The organism is Alkalicoccus luteus, assembly GCF_052061695.1.
GTDB classification, from domain to species: Bacteria; Bacillota; Bacilli; order Bacillales; family Salisediminibacteriaceae; genus Alkalicoccus; species Alkalicoccus luteus.
Window position 1 is genome coordinate 1 of the sequence record NZ_JBPZEY010000008.1, and the last position, 20,737, is coordinate 20,737.

The 20,737-nt window shown below is 52.6% G+C and carries 23 protein-coding genes, 1 rRNA gene and 1 other annotated feature; all 24 genes read left to right on the forward strand.

Features of this window, described 5'->3' with window-relative positions; translation table 11 throughout:
* Window positions 1-4 precede the first annotated feature (4 nt).
* Window positions 5-121, forward strand: a 5S ribosomal RNA gene (gene rrf / locus ACSZLD_RS11435).
* A 462-nt stretch (window positions 122-583) separates the two neighbouring features.
* Window positions 584-1,057, forward strand: coding sequence for a CtsR family transcriptional regulator (locus tag ACSZLD_RS11440; RefSeq protein ID WP_444685239.1), 474 nt, complete (start codon window positions 584-586; stop codon window positions 1,055-1,057).
* A gap of 13 nt (window positions 1,058-1,070) precedes the next feature.
* Window positions 1,071-1,619, forward strand: coding sequence for a protein-arginine kinase activator protein McsA (gene mcsA, locus ACSZLD_RS11445; protein WP_377909321.1), 549 nt, complete (start codon window positions 1,071-1,073; stop codon window positions 1,617-1,619).
* Complete coding sequence (gene mcsB / locus ACSZLD_RS11450; RefSeq protein WP_444685240.1) at window positions 1,616-2,713, forward strand: protein-arginine kinase McsB; 1,098 nt, start codon at window positions 1,616-1,618, stop codon at window positions 2,711-2,713. The genes mcsA and mcsB overlap by 4 nt, the downstream gene beginning before the upstream one ends.
* Entirely contained in the window at window positions 2,710-5,157 is a 2,448-nt protein-coding gene (gene clpC, locus ACSZLD_RS11455) for an ATP-dependent protease ATP-binding subunit ClpC (RefSeq protein WP_377909323.1), read from the forward strand. The genes mcsB and clpC overlap by 4 nt, the downstream gene beginning before the upstream one ends.
* Window positions 5,158-5,619: 462 nt before the next feature.
* A complete protein-coding gene (radA, locus tag ACSZLD_RS11460; RefSeq protein WP_377909325.1) occupies window positions 5,620-7,026 on the forward strand; it encodes a DNA repair protein RadA in 1,407 nt (468 codons plus the stop codon).
* Window positions 7,001-8,083: a DNA integrity scanning diadenylate cyclase DisA gene (gene disA, locus ACSZLD_RS11465; RefSeq protein ID WP_444685241.1), complete on the forward strand. Its 1,083-nt coding sequence runs from the start codon at window positions 7,001-7,003 to the stop codon at window positions 8,081-8,083. The genes radA and disA overlap by 26 nt, the downstream gene beginning before the upstream one ends.
* Before the next feature lie 89 nt (window positions 8,084-8,172).
* Window positions 8,173-9,279: a PIN/TRAM domain-containing protein gene (locus ACSZLD_RS11470; protein WP_377909327.1), complete on the forward strand. Its 1,107-nt coding sequence runs from the start codon at window positions 8,173-8,175 to the stop codon at window positions 9,277-9,279.
* A 32-nt stretch (window positions 9,280-9,311) separates the two neighbouring features.
* Complete coding sequence (gene ispD, locus ACSZLD_RS11475; protein ID WP_377909328.1) at window positions 9,312-10,019, forward strand: 2-C-methyl-D-erythritol 4-phosphate cytidylyltransferase; 708 nt, start codon at window positions 9,312-9,314, stop codon at window positions 10,017-10,019.
* Complete coding sequence (gene ispF, locus ACSZLD_RS11480; protein WP_377909329.1) at window positions 10,016-10,495, forward strand: 2-C-methyl-D-erythritol 2,4-cyclodiphosphate synthase; 480 nt, start codon at window positions 10,016-10,018, stop codon at window positions 10,493-10,495. The genes ispD and ispF overlap by 4 nt, the downstream gene beginning before the upstream one ends.
* A gap of 63 nt (window positions 10,496-10,558) precedes the next feature.
* Window positions 10,559-12,019: a glutamate--tRNA ligase gene (gltX, locus tag ACSZLD_RS11485; protein WP_444685242.1), complete on the forward strand. Its 1,461-nt coding sequence runs from the start codon at window positions 10,559-10,561 to the stop codon at window positions 12,017-12,019.
* A 325-nt stretch (window positions 12,020-12,344) separates the two neighbouring features.
* Window positions 12,345-13,010, forward strand: a complete 666-nt coding sequence (gene epsC / locus ACSZLD_RS11490) for a serine O-acetyltransferase EpsC (RefSeq protein ID WP_168004275.1) — start codon at window positions 12,345-12,347, stop codon at window positions 13,008-13,010.
* A gap of 8 nt (window positions 13,011-13,018) precedes the next feature.
* A complete protein-coding gene (cysS, locus tag ACSZLD_RS11495; RefSeq protein WP_444685243.1) occupies window positions 13,019-14,425 on the forward strand; it encodes a cysteine--tRNA ligase in 1,407 nt (468 codons plus the stop codon).
* A gap of 14 nt (window positions 14,426-14,439) precedes the next feature.
* Window positions 14,440-14,841: a Mini-ribonuclease 3 gene (locus ACSZLD_RS11500; RefSeq protein ID WP_444685354.1), complete on the forward strand. Its 402-nt coding sequence runs from the start codon at window positions 14,440-14,442 to the stop codon at window positions 14,839-14,841.
* Window positions 14,838-15,590, forward strand: coding sequence for a 23S rRNA (guanosine(2251)-2'-O)-methyltransferase RlmB (rlmB, locus tag ACSZLD_RS11505; protein ID WP_168004277.1), 753 nt, complete (start codon window positions 14,838-14,840; stop codon window positions 15,588-15,590). Before ACSZLD_RS11500 ends, rlmB begins: the two co-directional genes overlap by 4 nt.
* A gap of 3 nt (window positions 15,591-15,593) precedes the next feature.
* Entirely contained in the window at window positions 15,594-16,109 is a 516-nt protein-coding gene (locus ACSZLD_RS11510; RefSeq protein WP_444685244.1) for an NYN domain-containing protein, read from the forward strand.
* A 131-nt stretch (window positions 16,110-16,240) separates the two neighbouring features.
* Window positions 16,241-16,882: an RNA polymerase sporulation sigma factor SigH gene (gene sigH / locus ACSZLD_RS11515; protein ID WP_168004535.1), complete on the forward strand. Its 642-nt coding sequence runs from the start codon at window positions 16,241-16,243 to the stop codon at window positions 16,880-16,882.
* Window positions 16,883-17,026: 144 nt separating this feature from the next.
* Window positions 17,027-17,170 (forward strand): 50S ribosomal protein L33, encoded by a 144-nt coding sequence (gene rpmG, locus ACSZLD_RS11520; protein WP_377909333.1) that lies wholly within the window; start codon window positions 17,027-17,029, stop codon window positions 17,168-17,170.
* Window positions 17,171-17,241: 71 nt separating this feature from the next.
* Entirely contained in the window at window positions 17,242-17,445 is a 204-nt protein-coding gene (gene secE / locus ACSZLD_RS11525) for a preprotein translocase subunit SecE (RefSeq protein ID WP_168004280.1), read from the forward strand.
* Window positions 17,446-17,502: 57 nt separating this feature from the next.
* Window positions 17,503-18,039, forward strand: coding sequence for a transcription termination/antitermination protein NusG (gene nusG / locus ACSZLD_RS11530; RefSeq protein ID WP_377909334.1), 537 nt, complete (start codon window positions 17,503-17,505; stop codon window positions 18,037-18,039).
* A gap of 171 nt (window positions 18,040-18,210) precedes the next feature.
* Window positions 18,211-18,636, forward strand: a complete 426-nt coding sequence (gene rplK, locus ACSZLD_RS11535; RefSeq protein ID WP_377909335.1) for a 50S ribosomal protein L11 — start codon at window positions 18,211-18,213, stop codon at window positions 18,634-18,636.
* Window positions 18,637-18,762: 126 nt separating this feature from the next.
* The gene (gene rplA, locus ACSZLD_RS11540) at window positions 18,763-19,458 is read left to right on the forward strand and encodes a 50S ribosomal protein L1 (protein ID WP_168004283.1); all 696 of its coding nucleotides are present in this window, start codon (window positions 18,763-18,765) and stop codon (window positions 19,456-19,458) included.
* 36 nt (window positions 19,459-19,494) lie between these two features.
* Window positions 19,495-19,644 (forward strand) — a sequence feature (ribosomal protein L10 leader region).
* Between the two features lie 48 nt (window positions 19,645-19,692).
* A complete protein-coding gene (gene rplJ, locus ACSZLD_RS11545) occupies window positions 19,693-20,196 on the forward strand; it encodes a 50S ribosomal protein L10 (protein WP_377909336.1) in 504 nt (167 codons plus the stop codon).
* Window positions 20,197-20,243: 47 nt separating this feature from the next.
* Window positions 20,244-20,606: a 50S ribosomal protein L7/L12 gene (rplL, locus tag ACSZLD_RS11550; protein WP_444685245.1), complete on the forward strand. Its 363-nt coding sequence runs from the start codon at window positions 20,244-20,246 to the stop codon at window positions 20,604-20,606.
* Window positions 20,607-20,737 lie beyond the last annotated feature (131 nt).

Consider the following 20,737-nt stretch of genomic DNA (forward strand, 5'->3'; position numbering starts at 1 on the left):
TGTATCCAGTAGCGACAGCGGTGAGGTCACACCCGTTCCCATGCCGAACACGGAAGTTAAGCTCACCAGCGCCGATGATAGTTGGGGGCTCTCCCCCTGCGAAAGTAGGACGTTGCTGGGTCGCCGGAGGGTGTCTCCCGGAACCAGACCCTGGTTCCCGGGCGGCACCCTCCTTTTTTGCGTTCTTCGATTTTTCTTCGTACCATGATGCCAGATAATCAGCGCATTGTGCTCCAGATCCTGTTCTTTTTCTTTTGTTAAAGCCGGTCACATCTTGCGTGGACCTCGTCAATTCCCTTATTACGATTTTTTATAAAAAACGCTTGGCTCGCGCCATTCGATGCCTTACGGCGCAGCTTCCTATCAATCCAATCCAAACGTTAAAAACGACGATTAATAAGCGACTGAATGTGGAATAGAAAGAAACGGCTTCATCCATCCGACGGTGGCTGCATGTTTGTCTGAACGTCTTAGTTGTGTTTTAGACGGTTCTTTTATATAATTATAGTCAAATATAGTCAAAGTCAGATAGTGTGCATATATCACCGGGTGTCTGCCTGGCACGAAAGAGAGGGATGATGCCATGAGGAATATTTCAGATGTAATTGAGAAGTATTTAAAGCAGATAATAGAAGGAAATGAGCAGGCTTTAATTGAAGTTAAACGTAGTGAGCTGGCCGACCAGTTCGACTGTGTCCCCTCCCAAATTAATTACGTGATCCGTACGCGCTTTACCGAGGAAAAAGGGTACGTCGTGGAAAGCAAACGCGGAGGTGGAGGCTACATCCGAATCATTAAGGTGGAACTGACCGATCACGTTGACTTATATGACAGGCTGATTGAATTAATCGGCACTCAGCTCAGCCAGCAGGCAGCTGAGGGGATTATTGGCCGGCTGGAAGAAGAGGAAGCCGTCACAGGACGGGAGGCAAAGCTGATGAAGGCCGTCATGGACCGGGAAGTGCTCACAGTTCCGCTTCCTGCACGCGACCAGCTTCGTGCCAAGCTGATGGTGGCATTAATCAGAACGTTAAAGTATAAATTATCGAACCAGTGAAGGAGGGATCTGCATGCTTTGTCAAGAGTGCGGGGAACGCGAAGCATCCCTTCATTTTACGAAAATTATAAACGGGGAAAAAACCGAATTTCATATTTGTGAGGTATGTGCCAAGGATAAGGGTGAGTATCTGCCTGGCGGCAAAAGCTTTTCGATTCATCAGCTTCTGTCGGGACTGCTTGATGCGAACCAGCCTTTTTCCCAGACTGCCAAGCAGCGCTCCACGCAGAAACCGCGGCCGCAGCTGCGATGTGAGTCATGCGGCATGACGTATAAGCAGTTCGCTGACATTGGCCGATTTGGCTGTGCGGACTGTTACCAGTACTTCGACAAGAAACTCGATCCAGTACTTAAGCGCATCCATGGAGGCAATTCTGCACACGGCGGAAAAATTCCAAAGCGCAGAGGGAAGGACATGCACGTTTACCGGGAGATTGAGACACTGAAACAGCAGATGCAGGAACAAATTGAGGCAGAGGAATTCGAACAGGCGGCAGAGACACGGGATAAAATCCGCAGCCTGGAGGAAACCGTTCAGAAAAAGGGAGGTGATGCATCATGACGCTTCAGTCTTTTATGAATGATGCGATCAGTCCCTGGATGAAAAACGAGGGACCGGAGGCGGACATCGCGATCAGCAGCAGAGTCCGTCTGGCGCGAAATCTCGCGGACGTTCCATTTCCGATTGTGGCAAAGGAAGAGCAGCTGCGGTCGATTTTGGAACAGACGAGTGCTGTCTGCCACGAAACAAACCGCGATCCGTTCGGGCCGTTTTCTCTGCTGCGAATGGAAGATCTGAGTGATAATCAGAAGCGCGTGCTCGTGGAAAAGCATTTAATGAGTCCGAATCTGACAGGCGAAGCCGCCGGGCGCGGTCTGCTGCTGAGTGAGGATGAATCGATCAGTGTGATGGTCAATGAAGAGGATCATTTCCGCATCCAATGTCTGCTCTCCGGATTTCAGCTGGAAGAAGGGTTAAAGCATGCGGAACTGATAGACGACTGGCTTGAAGAAGAGCTTGATTTCGCCTTTGATGAACGAAGAGGGTATTTGACTTCCTGTCCAACCAATGTTGGCACCGGGCTTCGTTCATCGGTTATGATGCATCTTCCGGCGCTCGTGCTGACGAACCAGCTGAACCGGATTTTGCCTGCGATTAATCAGCTGGGACTCGTCGTACGAGGAATTTACGGCGAGGGCAGTGAAGCGCTCGGTAATTTGTATCAAATTTCCAATCAGACGACGCTCGGACAGGGAGAAGAAGAAATCATTAAGGACCTCAGCAGCGTCGTTTCGCAGATGATTCAGCATGAGCGTGCAGCACGTGAACAGCTGACGCAGAACTCGCTGCTGAAGCTGGAGGACAGGATATACCGTTCCTACGGAGCCCTGCTCTACAGCCGCACGATGGAAACGAAAGAAGCGATGGAACGATTGTCGGACGTACGGCTCGGCATCGATATGGGTATTATTGAGCAAGTAAAGGGAAGCATTTTAAACGAGCTGATGGTGATGACGCAGCCCGGCTTTCTGCAGCAGTATGCAGGGGCAGCGCTCTCCGCTTCCGAGCGTGACCAGCGCCGAGCCTCTCTCATTCGGGAACGGCTGCAGATGGAAGAAGAGACAGATAATAATGATGGAGGTGCAAGTAGATGATGTTTGGACGATTTACGGAAAGAGCCCAGAAGGTATTGGCCTTAGCGCAGGAAGAAGCAGCGCGTCTCGGCCACAGCAATATAGGAACAGAGCATATTTTACTCGGTCTGGTTCGGGAAGGGGAAGGAATCGCAGCAAAAGCGCTGACCGGCCTCGGCCTCGGTGCTGAAAAAATTCAGACTGAAGTGGAAAACCTGATCGGCCGCGGAGAAGAAGTAACAAAGCAGATTCATTACACTCCGCGAGCGAAGAAAGTCATTGAGCTGTCTATGGATGAGGCACGAAAGCTTGGTCATTCCTATGTCGGTACAGAGCACATCCTGCTCGGCCTCATTCGTGAAGGAGAAGGTGTGGCAGCGAGAGTGCTTAATAACCTCGGGGTCAGCCTGAACAAAGCCCGACAGCAGGTACTGCAGCTGCTTGGAAGCAGCGAGGCAAATAATCAGCAGCAGCAGGCAACCTCCGGGGCAGCAAATGCAAGCACGCCGACGCTTGACGGTCTCGCCCGTGACTTAACGGCCATTGCTAAAGAGGAGCAGATCGACCCGGTTATTGGGCGGTCAAAAGAAATAGAGCGCGTCATTCAGATCCTCAGCCGCCGCACCAAGAACAATCCAGTGCTCATTGGGGAGCCGGGTGTTGGTAAAACAGCAATCGCTGAAGGACTGGCGCAGCAGATCGTCAATAATGAAGTGCCGGAGATTCTCCGTAACAAGCGGGTTATGACGCTCGATATGGGAACGGTTGTAGCCGGAACGAAATACCGAGGTGAATTTGAGGACCGCCTGAAAAAAGTGATGGAGGAAATCCGTCAGGCCGGAAACGTCATCCTGTTTATCGATGAGCTTCATACGCTGATCGGGGCAGGCGGCGCAGAAGGCGCGATCGATGCGTCAAACATTTTAAAGCCGTCACTCGCACGTGGAGAATTGCAGTGTATCGGTGCGACGACACTGGATGAGTACCGTAAATATATTGAAAAGGACTCTGCGCTTGAGCGCCGTTTCCAGCCGATTCAAGTAAACGAGCCGACGGTGGAAGAATCGAAGCAGATTCTCTCCGGTCTTCGTGACCGCTATGAAGCCCACCATCGTGTCAAAATCACCGATGAGGCCATTGATTCTGCAGTCACGCTGTCGGACCGCTACATTTCCGACCGCTTCCTTCCGGACAAAGCAATTGACCTGATCGATGAAGCGGGATCCAAAGTGCGCCTGCGTTCGTACACCGCTCCGCCGAACCTGAAGGAGAAAGAGCAGGAGATGGAGGAGCTTCGCAAGGAAAAGGATGCAGCCGTGCAAAGCCAGGAGTTCGAAAAAGCAGCCTCGCTGCGCGACAATGAGCAGAAGCTGCGCGAAGAGCTGGAGTCCCTGAAGGATAAATGGAAAGAAAAGCAAGGGCAGGAAAATTCGGAAGTAACAACCGAGGATATTGCTTCCGTCGTAGCTACCTGGACCGGGATTCCGGTGAGCAAGCTGGCAGAGGAAGAGACGGACCGTCTGCTGCGCATGGAAGAAATTCTTCACGGACGTGTTATTGGTCAGGATGAAGCAGTTACGGCCGTATCCAAAGCGGTACGCCGCGCCCGTGCCGGCCTGAAAGATCCGAAGCGACCGATCGGCTCCTTTATTTTCCTTGGACCGACCGGTGTCGGTAAAACGGAGCTTGCCCGTGCTGTCGCCGAATCCCTCTTCGGTGACGAGGATGCGATCGTGCGAATCGATATGTCCGAATACATGGAGAAGCATACGACGAGCCGTCTTGTCGGTTCACCTCCAGGGTATGTCGGCCATGAGGAAGGCGGCCAGCTGACAGAGAAGATCCGCCGCAAGCCGTACTCCGTTATTCTGTTGGATGAGATCGAGAAGGCACACCCGGAAGTCTTTAACATTCTGCTTCAGGTGCTTGAAGACGGGTTCCTTACAGACTCCAAAGGGCGGCGCGTGGACTTCCGTAATACGGCGATCATCATGACGTCCAACGTCGGAGCAAGCGTGCTGCGCCAGGAGAAGAGCCTTGGCTTTACGGCTCAAAAGGAAAGCGAAAAGTACCAAGATATGAAGGGCAAAGTGATGGGCGAGCTTAAAAAGTCGTTCCGTCCAGAGTTCCTGAACCGGATCGACGAAATCATCGTCTTCCATTCGCTTGAGAAGCAGCACATTAAGCAGATCGTGACGCTCATGGCTGATGCACTGAAAAAGCGTCTTAAAGAGCAGGGCATTGAGTTTGAGCTGACGGACGCAGCGAAGGCGAAAATCGCTGACGAAGGCTTCGATCCGGAATATGGAGCGAGACCGCTCCGCCGGGCCCTTCAAAAAGAAGTGGAAGACCGCCTCTCCGAGGAGCTGCTGAAAGGCAACATCTCGAAAGGGAAAAAAGTAAAGCTCGGTATTCGCGACGGTGAGTTTTACGTAACGACTGCCGAAGCAGAAGAAACGGTGTAAAATCTCTATACGAGAACGATGTCCCGGACCGGAATCCGGGGCATCTTTTTTACCGTTTTTTAGCAGCGGCAGGAAGCGCCGGGCGGTGTGTCGAAGGAGAAACTATAGAGAAGCCACAGCCTGGGAAAGGGGATTTTCGTAATTCAGCGACTCCAGCTTTCACTTTTAGCACTGGCCGCAGCTTTCGTTGCAGGACTTTTCATTTACAGACTGTTCGTATCTGCCGCCGGATTTGGGATTAATTTTTATATCATTGTCCTCGTTTTGTATGTGCTGATTGAACTGACGGCCTTCCCGCGTAAAAAGAGGCCGAAGCGGAAAAAAGAAACGACCTTTAACCCGTAGCGGCTGCTGCGGGTTAAAAACAGGGATATACCGGCTTTTTAGGCGTGAGAGGCGCGCTCACGCCTGATTTCATGCTAAAATAAAGTGCAGGAGATAAAACGGGAAAGGAGGACACATATGGCCAAGCAGAAGACGAAATTTGTTTGTCAGGAATGCGGGTATGAATCTACAAAATGGATGGGAAAATGTCCGGGCTGTCAGCAGTGGAATACGCTCGTGGAAGAAATGGAAGCAGCGCCGAAAACGAAGCGGCGCGGATTTGTGACGTCTGACGGGCCGAGAAAAGTAAAGCCTGAGCCAATCACGAAGATCGAACGCCGGGAAGAAGCGCGCAGCAGCACTCACATTGACGAGTTGAACCGGGTGCTGGGCGGCGGAATTGTACCGGGGTCTCTGGTGCTTGTCGGCGGGGATCCGGGAATCGGGAAATCGACGCTGCTGCTGCAGGTGTCGGCTATGCTTGCCTCTCATAAGAAACGCGTTTTGTACATATCGGGAGAAGAATCTGTCAGGCAGACGAAGCTGCGGGCAGATCGTCTTGGAATCGAGGAGGATGAACTGCTCGTTCTCGCTGAAACGGACGTGCAGGTCATTGAACGTGTCATCGAGGAAATGGAGCCGGCTCTTGTGATCATTGACTCCATTCAAACGGTTCATTTAGAGGATGTGACGAGTGCACCGGGGAGCGTCTCGCAGGTGCGGGAATGTACGTCATCCTTTATGCGTATTGCCAAAACGAAGGGGATTGCCATCTTTCTCGTCGGGCACGTGACGAAGCAGGGAGCCATTGCCGGACCTCGTATACTCGAGCACATGGTCGATACGGTGCTGTATTTTGAAGGAGAGCAGCATCATACGTACCGTATTTTAAGGGCCGTAAAAAACCGGTTCGGTTCGACGAATGAAATCGGTATTTTTGAGATGAAAGAAAGCGGACTGGAAGAGGTGCTGAATCCTTCTGAAATCTTTCTCGAAGAGCGGTCGGCCGGAGCTGCAGGCTCTGCTGTTGTCGCCTCGATGGAGGGCACGCGAACGGTTCTCGTAGAAATTCAGTCGCTCATTTCTCCAACAAGCTTTGGAAATCCGCGGCGGATGGCGACAGGCGTGGACCATAACCGGATTTCGCTGATTATGGCCGTACTGGAAAAGCGGGTCGGCATGATGCTGCAGAACCAGGATGCGTATATTAAAGTGGCAGGCGGCGTCAAGCTGGATGAGCCGTCGATCGACCTCGCGATCACCGTCGCGATTGCATCAAGCTTCCGGGATGTACCGACCGAGCCGGGAGATGTCATCATCGGGGAAGTGGGACTAACCGGCGAAGTCCGCCGTGTCTCCCGGATTGAACAGCGTGTTCAGGAAGCGGCCAAGCTTGGATTTACGAGGGTGATCGTCCCGGCGAAATGCCTGGAAGGATGGGAGCCCCCGAGCAGCATACAGGTAACCGGTGTCCGCACGGTAAGCGAGGCGCTGGAAGTGACGTTAGGAGGGAAGACGCGTGGAACACCATCGTTCGAGCTATGACGAAAACTTTATAAACGATGTACTCAGGCTCGTCGCGCCGGGTACGAAGCTCCGGGAAGGCATTGATAACGTGCTCCGGGCAGGCACCGGCGGACTCATCGTCCTCGGATACAATAATGAGATGATGAACATTGTCGACGGCGGCTTTTTCATCAACACCGATTTTTCACCGGCCTACTTGTATGAGCTGGCCAAGATGGACGGAGCGATTATTTTGAGCGAGGACGGGAGCCGCATTCTCTATGCCAACACCCAGCTTGTGCCGGATAATACGATTGATTCTACCGAAACGGGGATTCGTCACCGGACAGCACAGCGGGTAGCCCGGCAGACCGGGAACCTCGTCATCTCGATTTCCCAACGCCGGAACATCATCACGCTCTACCAGGGTGCCTACCGCTATGCGCTCAAGGATATCGGCGTGATCCTCACTAAAGCGAATCAGGCCATTCAAACGCTGGAGAAATATCAGTCCGTCCTGGATCAGAGCATCACGAATTTAGGGGCGTTGGAGTTTGAGGAGCTTGTAACGTTTTCGGAGGTTTCGCAGGTGATGCACCGGATCGAGATGGTGCTTCGCATCAAGGGAGAAATTTTAAACTACGTCAACGAGCTCGGTGATGAAGGAAGACTGATCTCGATGCAGCTCGAGGAGCTTGTCATGAACACCGAGCAGGAGGCACTGCTTCTAATCAAGGACTACATGAAGGAAGCCGACTACAGCCCGAAGGAAACGCTGCGCAAGCTGAAGCGGCTGAGCAACGAAGAGCTGCTCGATGATAACGTCATCGTGAAGCTGCTCGGCTACAGCAAAATCGTCAATCTGTCTGAATATCCAATTGCTCCGAGAGGATACCGGGTTTTAAGCAAAATTCCGCGGCTGCCGGTGATGGTTATTGAAAACCTGATCAGCCGGTTTGAACAGCTTCCGCACATTACGCGGGCCTCACAGGAGGAGCTGGATGACGTGGATGGCATCGGGGAAGCGCGGGCGAAAAAGATTAAGGACGGATTGACCAGGCTGCAGGAGCAGCTTTTCATCGACAGACACATTTAACGGGTAAAATATGTAAATAGTTGTGAAACGGTCCGCTTTTGGTTCAGCGGAGATGTTTTTGTCTATATTGATGATAAGGAGGTGAAACAATGCTGCATAAAATCGTACAGCTGGTGATCGTGTTTATCGGCGGGGTGCTCGGTTATTTGTTTATGCCGGACTTAATTGCAAGCCTGCCGTTTGAACAGCTGCCGGAATGGTCAACAGGCGCGTTATTCGGGTCTCTGCTAGGTGCAATCATTCTCTTTTCTTCTCTTTATTGGTTCACCGATAACATCGTCCACTCCATTCGGTATGTTGAAGAATCCCTGATGAAATATCCCGTGACAGATCTGTTGTTTGGATCGATGGGCCTGTTTGTAGGACTCGGTCTTGCCTACTTGATCACCGTGGCGCTGATCAGCCTGGAAATTCCGATCGTAAGCTCTGTTGTGCCAATTCTCCTGACGCTCTTTATGGGGTATCTCGGTGCGCGGATCGGGTTCCAGAAGCGCGAGGAGCTCATGGGCCTGTTTACACTCGGGCGCACGGCGCAGAATAAGAGTGAGAAGAAGCTGGAAGATAATGCGGAGGAACAAGCAAACCGCTACCGGTTGAAAATCCTCGATACGAGCGTCATTATTGATGGAAGAATTGCAGATATCTGCAGCACCGGCTTTCTCGAAGGAACGCTGCTTGTACCTGAGTTTGTACTGGAAGAGCTGCAGCACATTGCCGATTCCTCGGACGTACTGAAGCGGAACCGCGGCCGGCGCGGGCTTGATATTTTAAACAAAATGCAAAAAGAGCTCGACGTGGAAGTGGAGATTTACGAGGGCGACTTTGACGATATTCAGGAAGTGGACAGCAAGCTCGTTAAACTGGCGAAGCTGCTGGACGGCTTTGTCGTTACCAATGACTTCAACCTGAACAAAGTATGCGACCTGCAGGGTGTCGCGGTGCTGAACATTAACGATCTTGCCAACGCCGTCAAACCTGTCGTCCTGCCTGGTGAAGAAATGCCGGTGCAGGTGATCAAGGATGGCAAAGAGCAGAATCAGGGGATTGCCTATCTTGATGACGGCACGATGATCGTCGTGGAAGGCGGCCGGAACCACATCGGCGAAACAATAGAGGTCATCGTTACCAGCGTGCTGCAGACGTCAGCCGGACGCATGATTTTTGCCAAGCCGAAGCCGGTGGAAAAGGCCCTCTGAACCTAGACTGAGTTTGAAGAAGGAAGATGCAGATGCAAACGTACCAGACCGTACTGCTTGCTGCCGGCCAGGGCCGGCGCATGCAGGCAGGACGAAACAAACAGTTTCTGAGTATAGCCGGCGACCCCCTTCTCCTGCACACGCTTCGTGTGTTTGAGGAGGATTCGCTGTGCACGGAAATCCTGCTCGTCATTAACAAGCAGGAGGAAGCGGACATCCGCCGCATGCTGAGCTCGTGGCACGGCTTGACGCCGATTCGCTACGTGGAGGGCGGCAAGGAGCGGCAGGACAGCGTCCGTGCCGGCATCCGCGCAGGCGCAGAGTCCGGTGACGGATCTGGTCTGGTGTTTATTCACGATGCCGCCCGTCCGTTCGTCAGGCAGGAGCAGCTGCACCGGCTTGCTGTTCGCACAGCTGAGCACGGCGCGGCAATTCTGGCCGTAAAGGTAAAAGACACCGTAAAGGAAGTGCGAGACGGCATCATTGAAAAGACGACCGACCGCTCTCTGCTCTGGGGCGCTCAGACGCCGCAGGCATTTCGCTACGAGGTGATACTGGATGCTCACCAGGCTGCAGAAGATGGAGAATGGATCGGCACGGATGATGCAAGCCTTGTTGAGCGCAACGGCGGCAGCGTGGCGATTGTGGAAGGTGATTACGAAAACTTTAAAGTGACGACTCCGGAAGACCTCGTCTTTGCTGAGGCGGTCATCCGTTATCGAAAGGAAGCGTTGGAATGAGGATTGGACAAGGATTTGATGTACACCAGCTTACAGAGGGGCGCCCGCTTATCTTAGGCGGCATTGACATTCCCTATGAAAAAGGACTGGCCGGACACTCGGACGCCGACGTGCTGCTCCACACCGTAGCAGATGCGGCTCTTGGAGCAGTTGCGGAAGGCGATATTGGCCGCCATTTTCCGGATACGGACCCGGCCTTTGAAGGAGCGGATTCAGCGGAGCTGCTCCGGCACGTATGGGGGATCATTAAGCGGCACGGCTACCGGCTCGGCAACCTCGACTGTACCATCATGGCCGAGAAGCCGAAGATGGCTCCGTACGTGCCGCAGATGCAGGCACGAATTGCGGAACTGCTTGAAGCAGATCCAGGCCAAGTAAACGTGAAAGCGACGACGACAGAAAAGCTCGGATTTACCGGACGCGGAGAGGGCATTGCCTCCCAGGCGGTAATCCTGCTTGTACCCGAAAAGGGTTAAAGCCTGATGCCAGGCATGATAAAATAGGAAAAGATGCTATTGAGAGAGGAAGGGATCACGGATATGAGCAACGACATCCGCGTGCGGTTTGCACCGAGTCCGACCGGTCACCTCCATATTGGAGGGGCACGCTCGGCATTGTTCAACTACTTATTTGCACGCCATCACGGAGGCACATTCGTTCTCCGGATTGAAGATACCGATCAGGCACGAAACGTGGATACGGCCACTGAAAAACTGATGGAAAGCCTGAAGTGGCTCGGCATCGACTGGGACGAAAGCGTCGATAAAGGCGGAGAATACGGTCCTTATAAAAGCATGGACCGTCTGGAGCTGTATCAAACCTACGTGGACCAGCTGCTGGAATCAGGGAAAGCCTACCACTGCTATATGACGCAGGAGGAGCTTGAAAAAGAGCGGGAAGAGCAGCGCGCCCGTGGAGAGACACCAATGTACAGCGGCCGCGACCGCAACCTTACTGACGAACAGAAGCGGGCATACGAAGCTGAAGGACGGAAGCCTGTCGTCCGTTTTCTTGTACCGTCCGACCAGGAAATCGTCGTAAAGGATGAAGTCCGCGGCGACGTGACGTTTGACTCGAACGGAATCGGAGACTTTGTTATCGTGCGCCAGGATGGCATTCCAACGTACAATTTTGCGGTAACGATCGACGACCACCTGATGAAAATCTCACACGTTATCCGCGGTGAAGAACATTTGTCGAATACACCGAACCAGGTGCTGCTGTATGAAGCGCTCGGATTTGAAACGCCGGTGTTTGGCCATGCGTCGCTCATTTTGAACCAGGATCGTCAAAAGATGAGCAAGCGTGACGAGTCGATCATTCAGTTTGTGGAACAGTACCGGGAGCTTGGCTACATGCCGGAGGCGATCGTGAACTTTATCGCCCTGCTCGGCTGGTCTCCAGGCGGCGAAGAGGAAATGCTGTCGCTGAAGGAACTTGCAGAACAGTTCCGTCTCGACCGGGTGATCAAGGCCCCGGCAGTGTTTGATACACAAAAGCTGGAGTGGATGAACAACCAGTATATGAAGCAGGCAGATCCTGACCGCGTCGTCTGGATGTCGCTCCCGCATCTCGTCAAAGCAGGACGGCTGCCGGAAAACATGAGCGAGCAGCAGCGCCACTGGGCATATGATCTGATTACGCTTCATCAGGAAAAAATGAGCTACGGTGCGCAAATTGTAGAGCTTACAGAGTTGTTCTTTAAGGAACAGATCGATTATAATGAAGACGCAAAGGCTGTGCTCGATGAAGAGCAGGTGCCGGAGGTTCTTGATGCATTCCGGACGAAGGTGAAAGAACTTACGTGGGAGCCGGATGCTGTCAAAGCCGCATTGAAGGAAGTGCAGAAGGAAACCGGGCATAAAGGCAAGAAGCTGTTTATGCCGGTGCGCGTGGCTGTTACAGGCCAGATGCACGGACCCGATTTACCAAAAACGATCGTTCTGCTCGGCCGTGACAAGGTGCTGAAGCGCCTCGACACGCTGCTGGCAGATGCATAATTAAACAAGACCGTCCCCGGACGAAGTACAAACAGACGCTTTCCCAGAGAGATCCGCCGCGGCTGGAAGCGGATCAGGCCGTCAGTTTGGAAATGCACCCGGATCACCGTCAACGGTCGAAGCGGAAAAAAGCGGGAGGCATCCGTGCCTTCAAGCAGAGTGGAACCGCGCTTTTACAAAGCGTCTCTGTGCCAATGCGGCACAAAGACGCTTTTTTTCATCGGAGGATCAGATGATCGTCTGGACAGAGAAAGACGGCCGCACGCCGTACCGATTAACAGGCGCATGCAGCCTGAAGTGCAAGTAGCGAGAGGAGGGAATGCCGGTGTTTACCACGCTGAAAAATGATGTCGATGTCGTCCTGGAGCGCGACCCGGCCGCGCGCAACAGGCTGGAAGTAATCATGACGTACTCCGGTGTGCATGCCGTCTGGGCGCACCGTGCCGCGCACTGGCTCTGGAAGAAGAAGCTGTATTTTTTCGCCCGCTTTTTATCGCAGGTCAGTCGTTTTTTTACCGGAATTGAAATTCATCCCGGCGCGACGATCGGCCAGCGCCTGTTCATTGACCACGGGATGGGCGTTGTCATTGGGGAAACGTGTGAAATTGGAGACAGCGTTACCATTTTTCAAGGGGTAACGCTCGGCGGGACCGGAAAGGAAAAAGGCAAGCGCCACCCCACGCTGGAGGATCACGTGCTCGTCGCCTCCGGTGCGAAAGTGCTCGGATCAATGCGCATCGGAAAGCACTCGCGGATCGGAGCCGGCTCCGTCGTACTGAAGGAAGTGCCGCCGAATTCAACGGTCGTTGGCATACCAGGGCGCATCGTCGTGCAGGACGGCATCAAGGTGGATGATGATCTTGACCATATCAACCTGCCCGACCCTGTCGCAGATAAGTTCAGACAGCTGGAAAAAGAAATGATCCGGCTCAAGCGGGAAGTGCGCGAGCTGAAGCACGAAAAAGAGGAAGCAGAAAAAAGGAAGGTGTGAGCCAGCTTATGGCGATTCAGCTTTACAATACACTGTCACGAAAAAAAGAAACCTTTGAGCCGATCGAACCCGGCAAGATCAAAATGTACGTCTGCGGTCCGACGGTTTACAACTATATTCATATCGGCAACGCACGGCCGGCTGTCGTCTTTGATATGGTACGCCGTTACTTTGAGTACAGGGGCTACGAGGTGCAGTACGTATCCAACTTTACCGATGTCGACGATAAAATCATTAAAGCAGCGGAAGAAATCGGCGGCGACGTGATGGAGATCGCCGAACGTTTCATTGATGCGTACCATGAAGATACAGCTGCACTCGGCGTCAAAAAAGCCGATCTGCATCCGCGGGTAACAGATACGATGGATGATATCATCACGTTTATCCATAAGCTCGTTGAAAAAGGCTATGCCTACGAATCTCAGGGAGACGTCTATTTCCGCACTCGCCGCTTTGACGGCTACGGGAAGCTTTCGCACCAGTCGATTGACGACCTGCAGGCAGGAGCCCGCGTCGACGTCGGCGATAAAAAAGAGGATCCGCTCGATTTCGTCCTCTGGAAAACAGCAAAGCCGGGAGAAATTTCATGGTCGAGTCCATGGGGCGAGGGGCGTCCGGGGTGGCACATTGAGTGCTCGGCGATGGTGAAGAAGTATCTCGGTGATACGATCGACATCCACGCCGGCGGCCAGGATCTGTCGTTTCCGCATCATGAAAACGAAATTGCCCAGTCTGAAGCACTGAACGAAAAGCCGATGGCCAACTACTGGATTCACAACGGCTATATTAATATCGATAACGAAAAGATGTCCAAATCACTCGGGAACTTTATCCTCGTTCACGACATCATCCGGACATTTGACCCGGAAGTCGTGCGCTTCTTTATCGTAAACGCGCACTACCGGAGCCCGATCAACTTCAGCGACGAGCAGCTGCATACGGCGGCCGCCTCGCTTGAGCGGATCAAAACGACGTATCAGAACGTGCAGCATCGTCTAGATACCGCAGTCGATCTCGGTCTGCAGACAGAAAAGTGGGAGCGGGTGATTGCGGAGCACGAATCACGTTTTACCGAGGCGATGGATGATGATTTAAACAGCGCTAATGCAGTTGCCGTTCTGTTTGACCTTGTCCGCCAGGCGAACCTGTACCTGCAGGAAAAGCAGACAGACACCTCCGTGCTGAAGGCGTTTCTCCAGCAGTTCGACGACATGGGGTACGTGCTCGGCATGCAGCTGGGCACAGCAGAAGAGCTGCTTGATGAGGAAGTCGAGGCGCTGATAGCCGAGCGTGAACAGGCGAGAGACGATCGCGATTTCGCCCGGGCAGATGAGATCCGGGACGAATTAAAAGAAAAGCATATTTTACTGGAAGATACACCGCAGGGCACTCGCTGGAAGCGGGGAGACGCATGAAGCTGAATGAAACGATCCGCGAGCCCGAGCAGCTGAATGCTCTGGCGCTCGCCTACATGGGAGACGGCGTATTCGAAACCTACGTCCGCTATCGGCTGCTCGTCAAAGGCGGCGTAAAGCCAAACCGTCTTCATAAAGCAGCGACAGCCTACGTATCAGCGAAGTCCCAGGCGCGCATACTGGAAAAACTGTATGAACAAAATGTGCTGACGGAGCAGGAAGAAGCGGTCGTCCGCCGCGGCCGCAATGCTAAATCGGGTACGATTCCAAAACATACCGAACGGTCCGTTTATCAAAGCAGTACCGCGTTTGAGGCGCTCATCGGCTATTTGTACGTAACCGGACAGGACGAGCGGCTGGATGAAATTGCGGCTGCTGCGCTGACGATTGCAGAAGGAAAGGAGGGAGCATCATGAAGGATACCGATTACGTCATTGGAAGAAATCCCGTACTGGAGGCACTCCGGGGAGACCGGACGGTTCATAAAGTACTCGTGGCGGATACTGCCAAAGGGCAGATCAGCCAGATTCAGAAGCTCTGCCGGGAGAAAAAGGTGCAGCTGCAGAACGTGCCGAAGCAGAAGATCGAGCAGATTGCCGGAAACGGAAAGGCTCATCAGGGGGTACTGGCGTTTCTCGCCGCATTTGAATATGCCGACATGGAGACTCTGTTTGAGCGTGCGGAGAAAAAGAACGAAGCACCGTTCTTTCTTCTGCTGGATGAACTGGAGGACCCGCACAACCTCGGATCGATTCTCCGCACAGCGGATGCATCCGGTGCGCACGGAGTCATTATCCCAAAGCGCCGGGCAGCCGCCCTGACAGCGACGGTTGCCAAAGCATCAGCCGGTGCGATTGAATACGTACCGGTCGTGCGCGTGACGAACATGGCAAAAACGATGGATGAGCTGAAGGACCGCGGCCTCTGGTTTGTCGGAACGGACGCGTCCGGACGCGAGGACTACCGGAGCGTCGACCTCGACATGCCGGTCGGGCTTGTGATCGGCAGTGAAGGACGCGGCATGAGCAGACTCGTCAAAGAAAAGTGTGATTTTCTCGTGCAGATTCCTCTGCTCGGCAAGGTTACTTCGCTGAATGCATCGGTCGCGGCATCGCTGCTGATGTATGAAGTATTCCGCCGGCGCACGGTAGCCGGGGAGGCGTAACCGATGCGAAAAGCGTACTTGTTCGTGGATGGCTACAACATCATCGGAGACTGGCCGGAGCTGAAGGCTCTATCCGACTCCGATCTGGAAAGTGCGCGCGACCTGCTCATTGAAAAGATGGCCGAGTATCAGGCCTATACGGGAACGAGCGTCACGATTGTATTTGACGCTCATATGGTTCCCGGCACCGGTAAGAAGTACCGGCACTACGATCTCGATATTGTCTTTACAAAAGAAAAAGAAACAGCGGACGAGCGGATTGAAAAGCTCGTCATTGAACGCAAGCGGGTCGACCGGCAGATTTACGTCGCAACTTCCGACTACGTAGAGCAGCGGGTGATTTTTGCAAGCGGCGCCTACCGAAAGTCTGCCCGCGAGCTGCGTACGGAAGTAGAACAGATCGAAAAAGGGATTCAGCAGAGCGTGGCGGAAACGAAGCAGAAGAAGGTCAAAACGAAGCTGCCGATTGACGAGGAAATGGCAGAAATTTTTGAAAAATGGCGCAGAGGAAAGCGATAACACCTTGACGATTTCCTTTTTTATCTAGTATACTTAACGTTACTATCAGGAGTCCTGCACCACGAAAACCGGAATTTGCGTACGACTTTCACTAAAGACAGGTCGGAGGGATCGCCGTGGCTGTACATCTTATGGAAACTGGCATGCACCAGCACTATCGTGACATTGAGGATGAAAAACTCGTCCGTCTTGTCCGGGAGGGAGACAGCGGCGCGCTCGAATACCTGATTACGAAATACCGGAATTTTGTCCGCGCTAAATCAAGGTCCTACTTTCTGATCGGCGCCGATCACGAGGATATTGTGCAGGAAGGCATGATTGGTCTCTATAAGGCGATCCGTGATTTTCAGGCAGATAAGCTTTCCTCTTTCCGCGCCTTTGCGGAGCTTTGTATCACCAGGCAAATCATCACCGCGATCAAAACCGCGACGCGTCAAAAGCACATTCCGCTGAACTCCTACGTATCCCTCGACAAGCCGATATACGATGAAGAATCAGAACGAACGCTGCTCGACGTTCTCTGCGGTCACGGGGTGACCGATCCGGAGCAGCTGCTGATCAACCGGGAAGAATTTTCCGATATTGAATCCAAAATGGGTGAAATGCTCAGCGAACTGGAACGTGAGGTGCTCATGCAGTATCTGGACGGCAGAACATATCAGGAGATGTCCGAGGATCTGGAGCGCCACGTCAAGTCGATCGATAACGCACTGCAGCGGGTCAAGCGGAAGCTCGAACGGTATGTGGAACTGAAGGAAGTTAAATTTACGTAAACCTGCGGGCACCTCCGGACGAGCGACGATCCGGCAGGTGCCGTTTCGTTTGTCCGGAATCCCGGAGAAGCATTGACACGCCGCTGTTTCCTGTGATAAGTTCGTTTAGTATGTAAGCAGTTCAGCTAAAAGGAGGGAGAGCCGATGAAGGTCGCTCTCGCCTGCCAGACATGCAACAGCCGTAATTACTGGACGACGAAATCAACCGACAGCCGCCAGACGCGGCTCCAGATAAAGAAATATTGCAAGACTTGCGGATCACATACGATGCACGCCGAAACAAAGTGACGGCGGTGCAGTGGGAAATACGGCATCCGGCTGACACAGCGCGGAGCTAAAAGGAAATGGAGGTGTCCGGCATGGCGGAAAACACCAAGACGACGAAAAACCCGGCAGTCTTTCTGAAGCAGGTCGTAGCGGAAATGAAGCGCGTTACGTGGCCGAACGGAAAAGAGCTGAAGCGCTACACGGGGATTGTTGTTGCAACAGTCACATTCATAGCCATCTTCTTCGCAATTTCCGACTTTATTATTTCATCACTGCTCCAGCTGATCACGAACTAACAGATTCCCGGATCGCACCGGTAGGAGGAGGGAATACGGGGGCACCCCCTGATTCTTATGGAGAAAAACTGGTATGTAGTACACACGTATTCCGGCTACGAAAACAAGGTGAAGACAAACCTTGAAAAGCGGGTCGAGTCCATGGACATGGTCGATAAGATCTTCCGCGTACTCGTTCCTGTAGAGGAAGAGACAGAAGTAAAGAACGGCAAGAAAAAGCAGGTTTCCAAAAAAGTATTTCCAGGCTACGTCATTGTAGAAATGGTGATGACAGATGATTCCTGGTACGTTGTGCGCAACACGCCTGGTGTTACCGGATTCGTCGGTTCCTCCGGTGCCGGATCAAAGCCGACGCCGCTCCTGCCCGAAGAAGCAGAAGCCATCCTGCGTCAAATGGGTGTGGCAGCACCGAAGCAGGAAGTTGATTTCGAGCTGAGGGAAGCTGTCAAAGTGAAGGAAGGACCGTTTGCAGAATTCGTCGGCACGATCGAAGACATTTCAGCCGAAAAGCAAAAGCTGAAGGTAACGGTCAACATGTTCGGCCGCGAAACGCCGGTAGAGCTGGACTTCACGCAGGTAGAAAAATTATCATAGGATCACAAAAACTCCTTGTCAATTTTGGAGTGAAGTGATAGAATTTGAATGTTGCTAATGAACGTGGACATGCTGTTCACGTTTTTCCTGCGAATACGCAGGTTTTTTTGAGTGGGAGAGCGGAAGCAATCGCTCGGTTTACCACATCACGGACTTAAGGAGGTGTGTCGCGTGGCAAAGAAGGTTATTAAGGTTGTAAAACTGCAAATTCCAGCTGGTAAAGCAAACCCAGCACCGCCGGTCGGGCCAGCACTCGGTCAGGCAGGTATAAATATCATGGGCTTCTGTAAGGAATTCAACGCTCAGACTCAAGAGCAGGCAGGTCTTATCATTCCAGTTGAAATCACTGTATTTGAGGACCGTTCCTTTACATTCATCACGAAAACTCCGCCAGCAGCTGTTCTTCTTAAGAAAGCCGCAGGAATCGAATCCGGTTCCGGTGAGCCGAACAAGACGAAAGTTGCAACAGTGGGACGTGATCAAGTACGCGAAATCGCGGAAACAAAGATGCCTGACCTTAACGCAGCTGATGTAGAAGCAGCTATGCGTATGGTTGAAGGTACTGCCCGAAGCATGGGTATCACGATCGAAGACTAATGTAGAGACCATAACCGGTCAATGAGGTTGCGAGTAAAGGACGCTGTCCTGCCTGACACGTTCAGGTTCGCAACCTTTATTAGTGGGAGGTTTAACCGCTAAAACCACAACGAGGAGGAAAAAACATTGGCTAAGTTCAGCAAAAAGTACGAAGATGCACTGAAAGTTATTGACCGTGAGAAGAACTACGGTGTAACAGAAGCAGTGGAAGCTGTAAAGCAGACTGCAACAGCCAACTTCGATGAAACAATCGAAATGGCTGCGCGCCTTGGAATCGACACAAAGAAAGCCGACCAGCAGATCCGCGGAGCTGTTGTTCTTCCACACGGAACGGGTAAAACCCAGACCGTTGCTGTATTCGCTAAAGGCGAAAAGGCAAAGGAAGCAGAAGCAGCCGGCGCTGATTTTGTCGGAGAAGAAGACCTGATTAACAAAGTAAGCCAGGGCTGGATGGAGTTCGACGTTGTCGTAGCTACTCCGGACATGATGGCTCAGGTTGGTAAGCTCGGACGTGTTCTCGGACCACGCGGCCTCATGCCGAACCCGAAAACAGGCACTGTTACATTCGACGTAACAAAGGCCATTGAAGAAATCAAAGCTGGTAAGGTAGAATACCGTGCCGACAAAACTGGTAACATGCACGTACCGATCGGGAAAGCTTCCTTCAGCGAACAGCAGCTGGAAGAAAACCTGCGTGCGATGATGGATGTTATCATGAAGGCAAAGCCTGCTGCTGCAAAAGGTACCTACCTGCGCAACCTTTCCGTTGCTGCAACAATGGGACCTGGCGTACGCGTATCAACAAACGAATTCAAACTGTAGTTGACGAAGCCTGTTGGGCGCGTTATACTGTCAGTTGTGAATAAATAAATCATACCGTAGACAGCAGGAGCCTTCGGGCTTAAACGTCCTGCCGAGGTTTGCACCAGATACAGTCCGGGCAGCAGTTTGCCCAGGACGACCTGCGGCTTCCTTGCGTCTATGTGAGGAAGCTCTTTTTATTGGGCTGGAACACGGACGGTATGAACAGCTTCAGGCATAGGAGGTGTCATCTAGATGAGCAGTGTAATTGAGCAGAAACAAAGCATCGTGGAAGAAATCGCCGGGAAACTGAAAGAAAGCCAGTCTACAATCGTTGTAGACTACCGCGGACTGGACGTGGCAGAAGTAACGGAACTGCGTCAGCAGCTGCGTGAAGCCGGAATCGACTTCAAGGTGTACAAGAACACAATGGTACGCCGCGCGACAGAACAGACAGAACTGACTGGAATCGATGAGCAGCTTGCAGGCCCTACTGCAATTGCGTTCGGCTATGACGATGTTGTAGCACCAGCCAAGATCCTCAACGAGTTTGCGAAGAAGCATGAAGCTCTTGAACTCAAGGCGGGAATCATCGAAGGCAAAGTTGTGTCTCTCGACGAAGTAAAAGCACTGGCGGAACTTCCTTCGCAGGAAGCACTCCTTTCCATGCTTGCCAACGTACTTCAGGCTCCAATCCGCGGACTCGCGATCGGCCTCAAGGCAGTGGCAGACAAGAACGAAGAAGAAAGCGCGTCATAAAAAGCTGCCCGGCAGCATAAAAACTTATTTACAGGAGGAATTTAATCATGACGAATCAAGAGATTCTCGATGCGGTTAAGGAAATGTCCGTACTCGAACTGAACGACCTGGTAAAAGCAATTGAAGAAGAATTTGGTGTATCTGCAGCAGCTCAGGTAGCTGCAGCAGGCGGCGGCGGAGGAGAAGCTGCTGAAGAACAGACTGAATTCGACGTAGTACTCGAAGACGCTGGATCTTCCAAGATCGGTGTTATCAAGGCTGTTCGTGAAATCACAGGTCTCGGCCTGAAAGAAGCGAAGGCACTTGTTGACGGCGCTCCTTCACCAGTTAAAGAAGGCGTTGAAAAGGCTGAAGCTGAAGAAATGCAAGCGAAGCTTGAAGAAGCTGGAGCGAAGATCACGGTTAAGTAATCGCGTTCAACGCACGCTTGGAACCCGCGGGAATTCATTTCCTGCGGGTTCTTTTTTGACATTCAGGCTGACCGCGCGATATACACCCGATACTCATAAGGTCAGCCGGTGCAGGGACACGGCACTGTGCG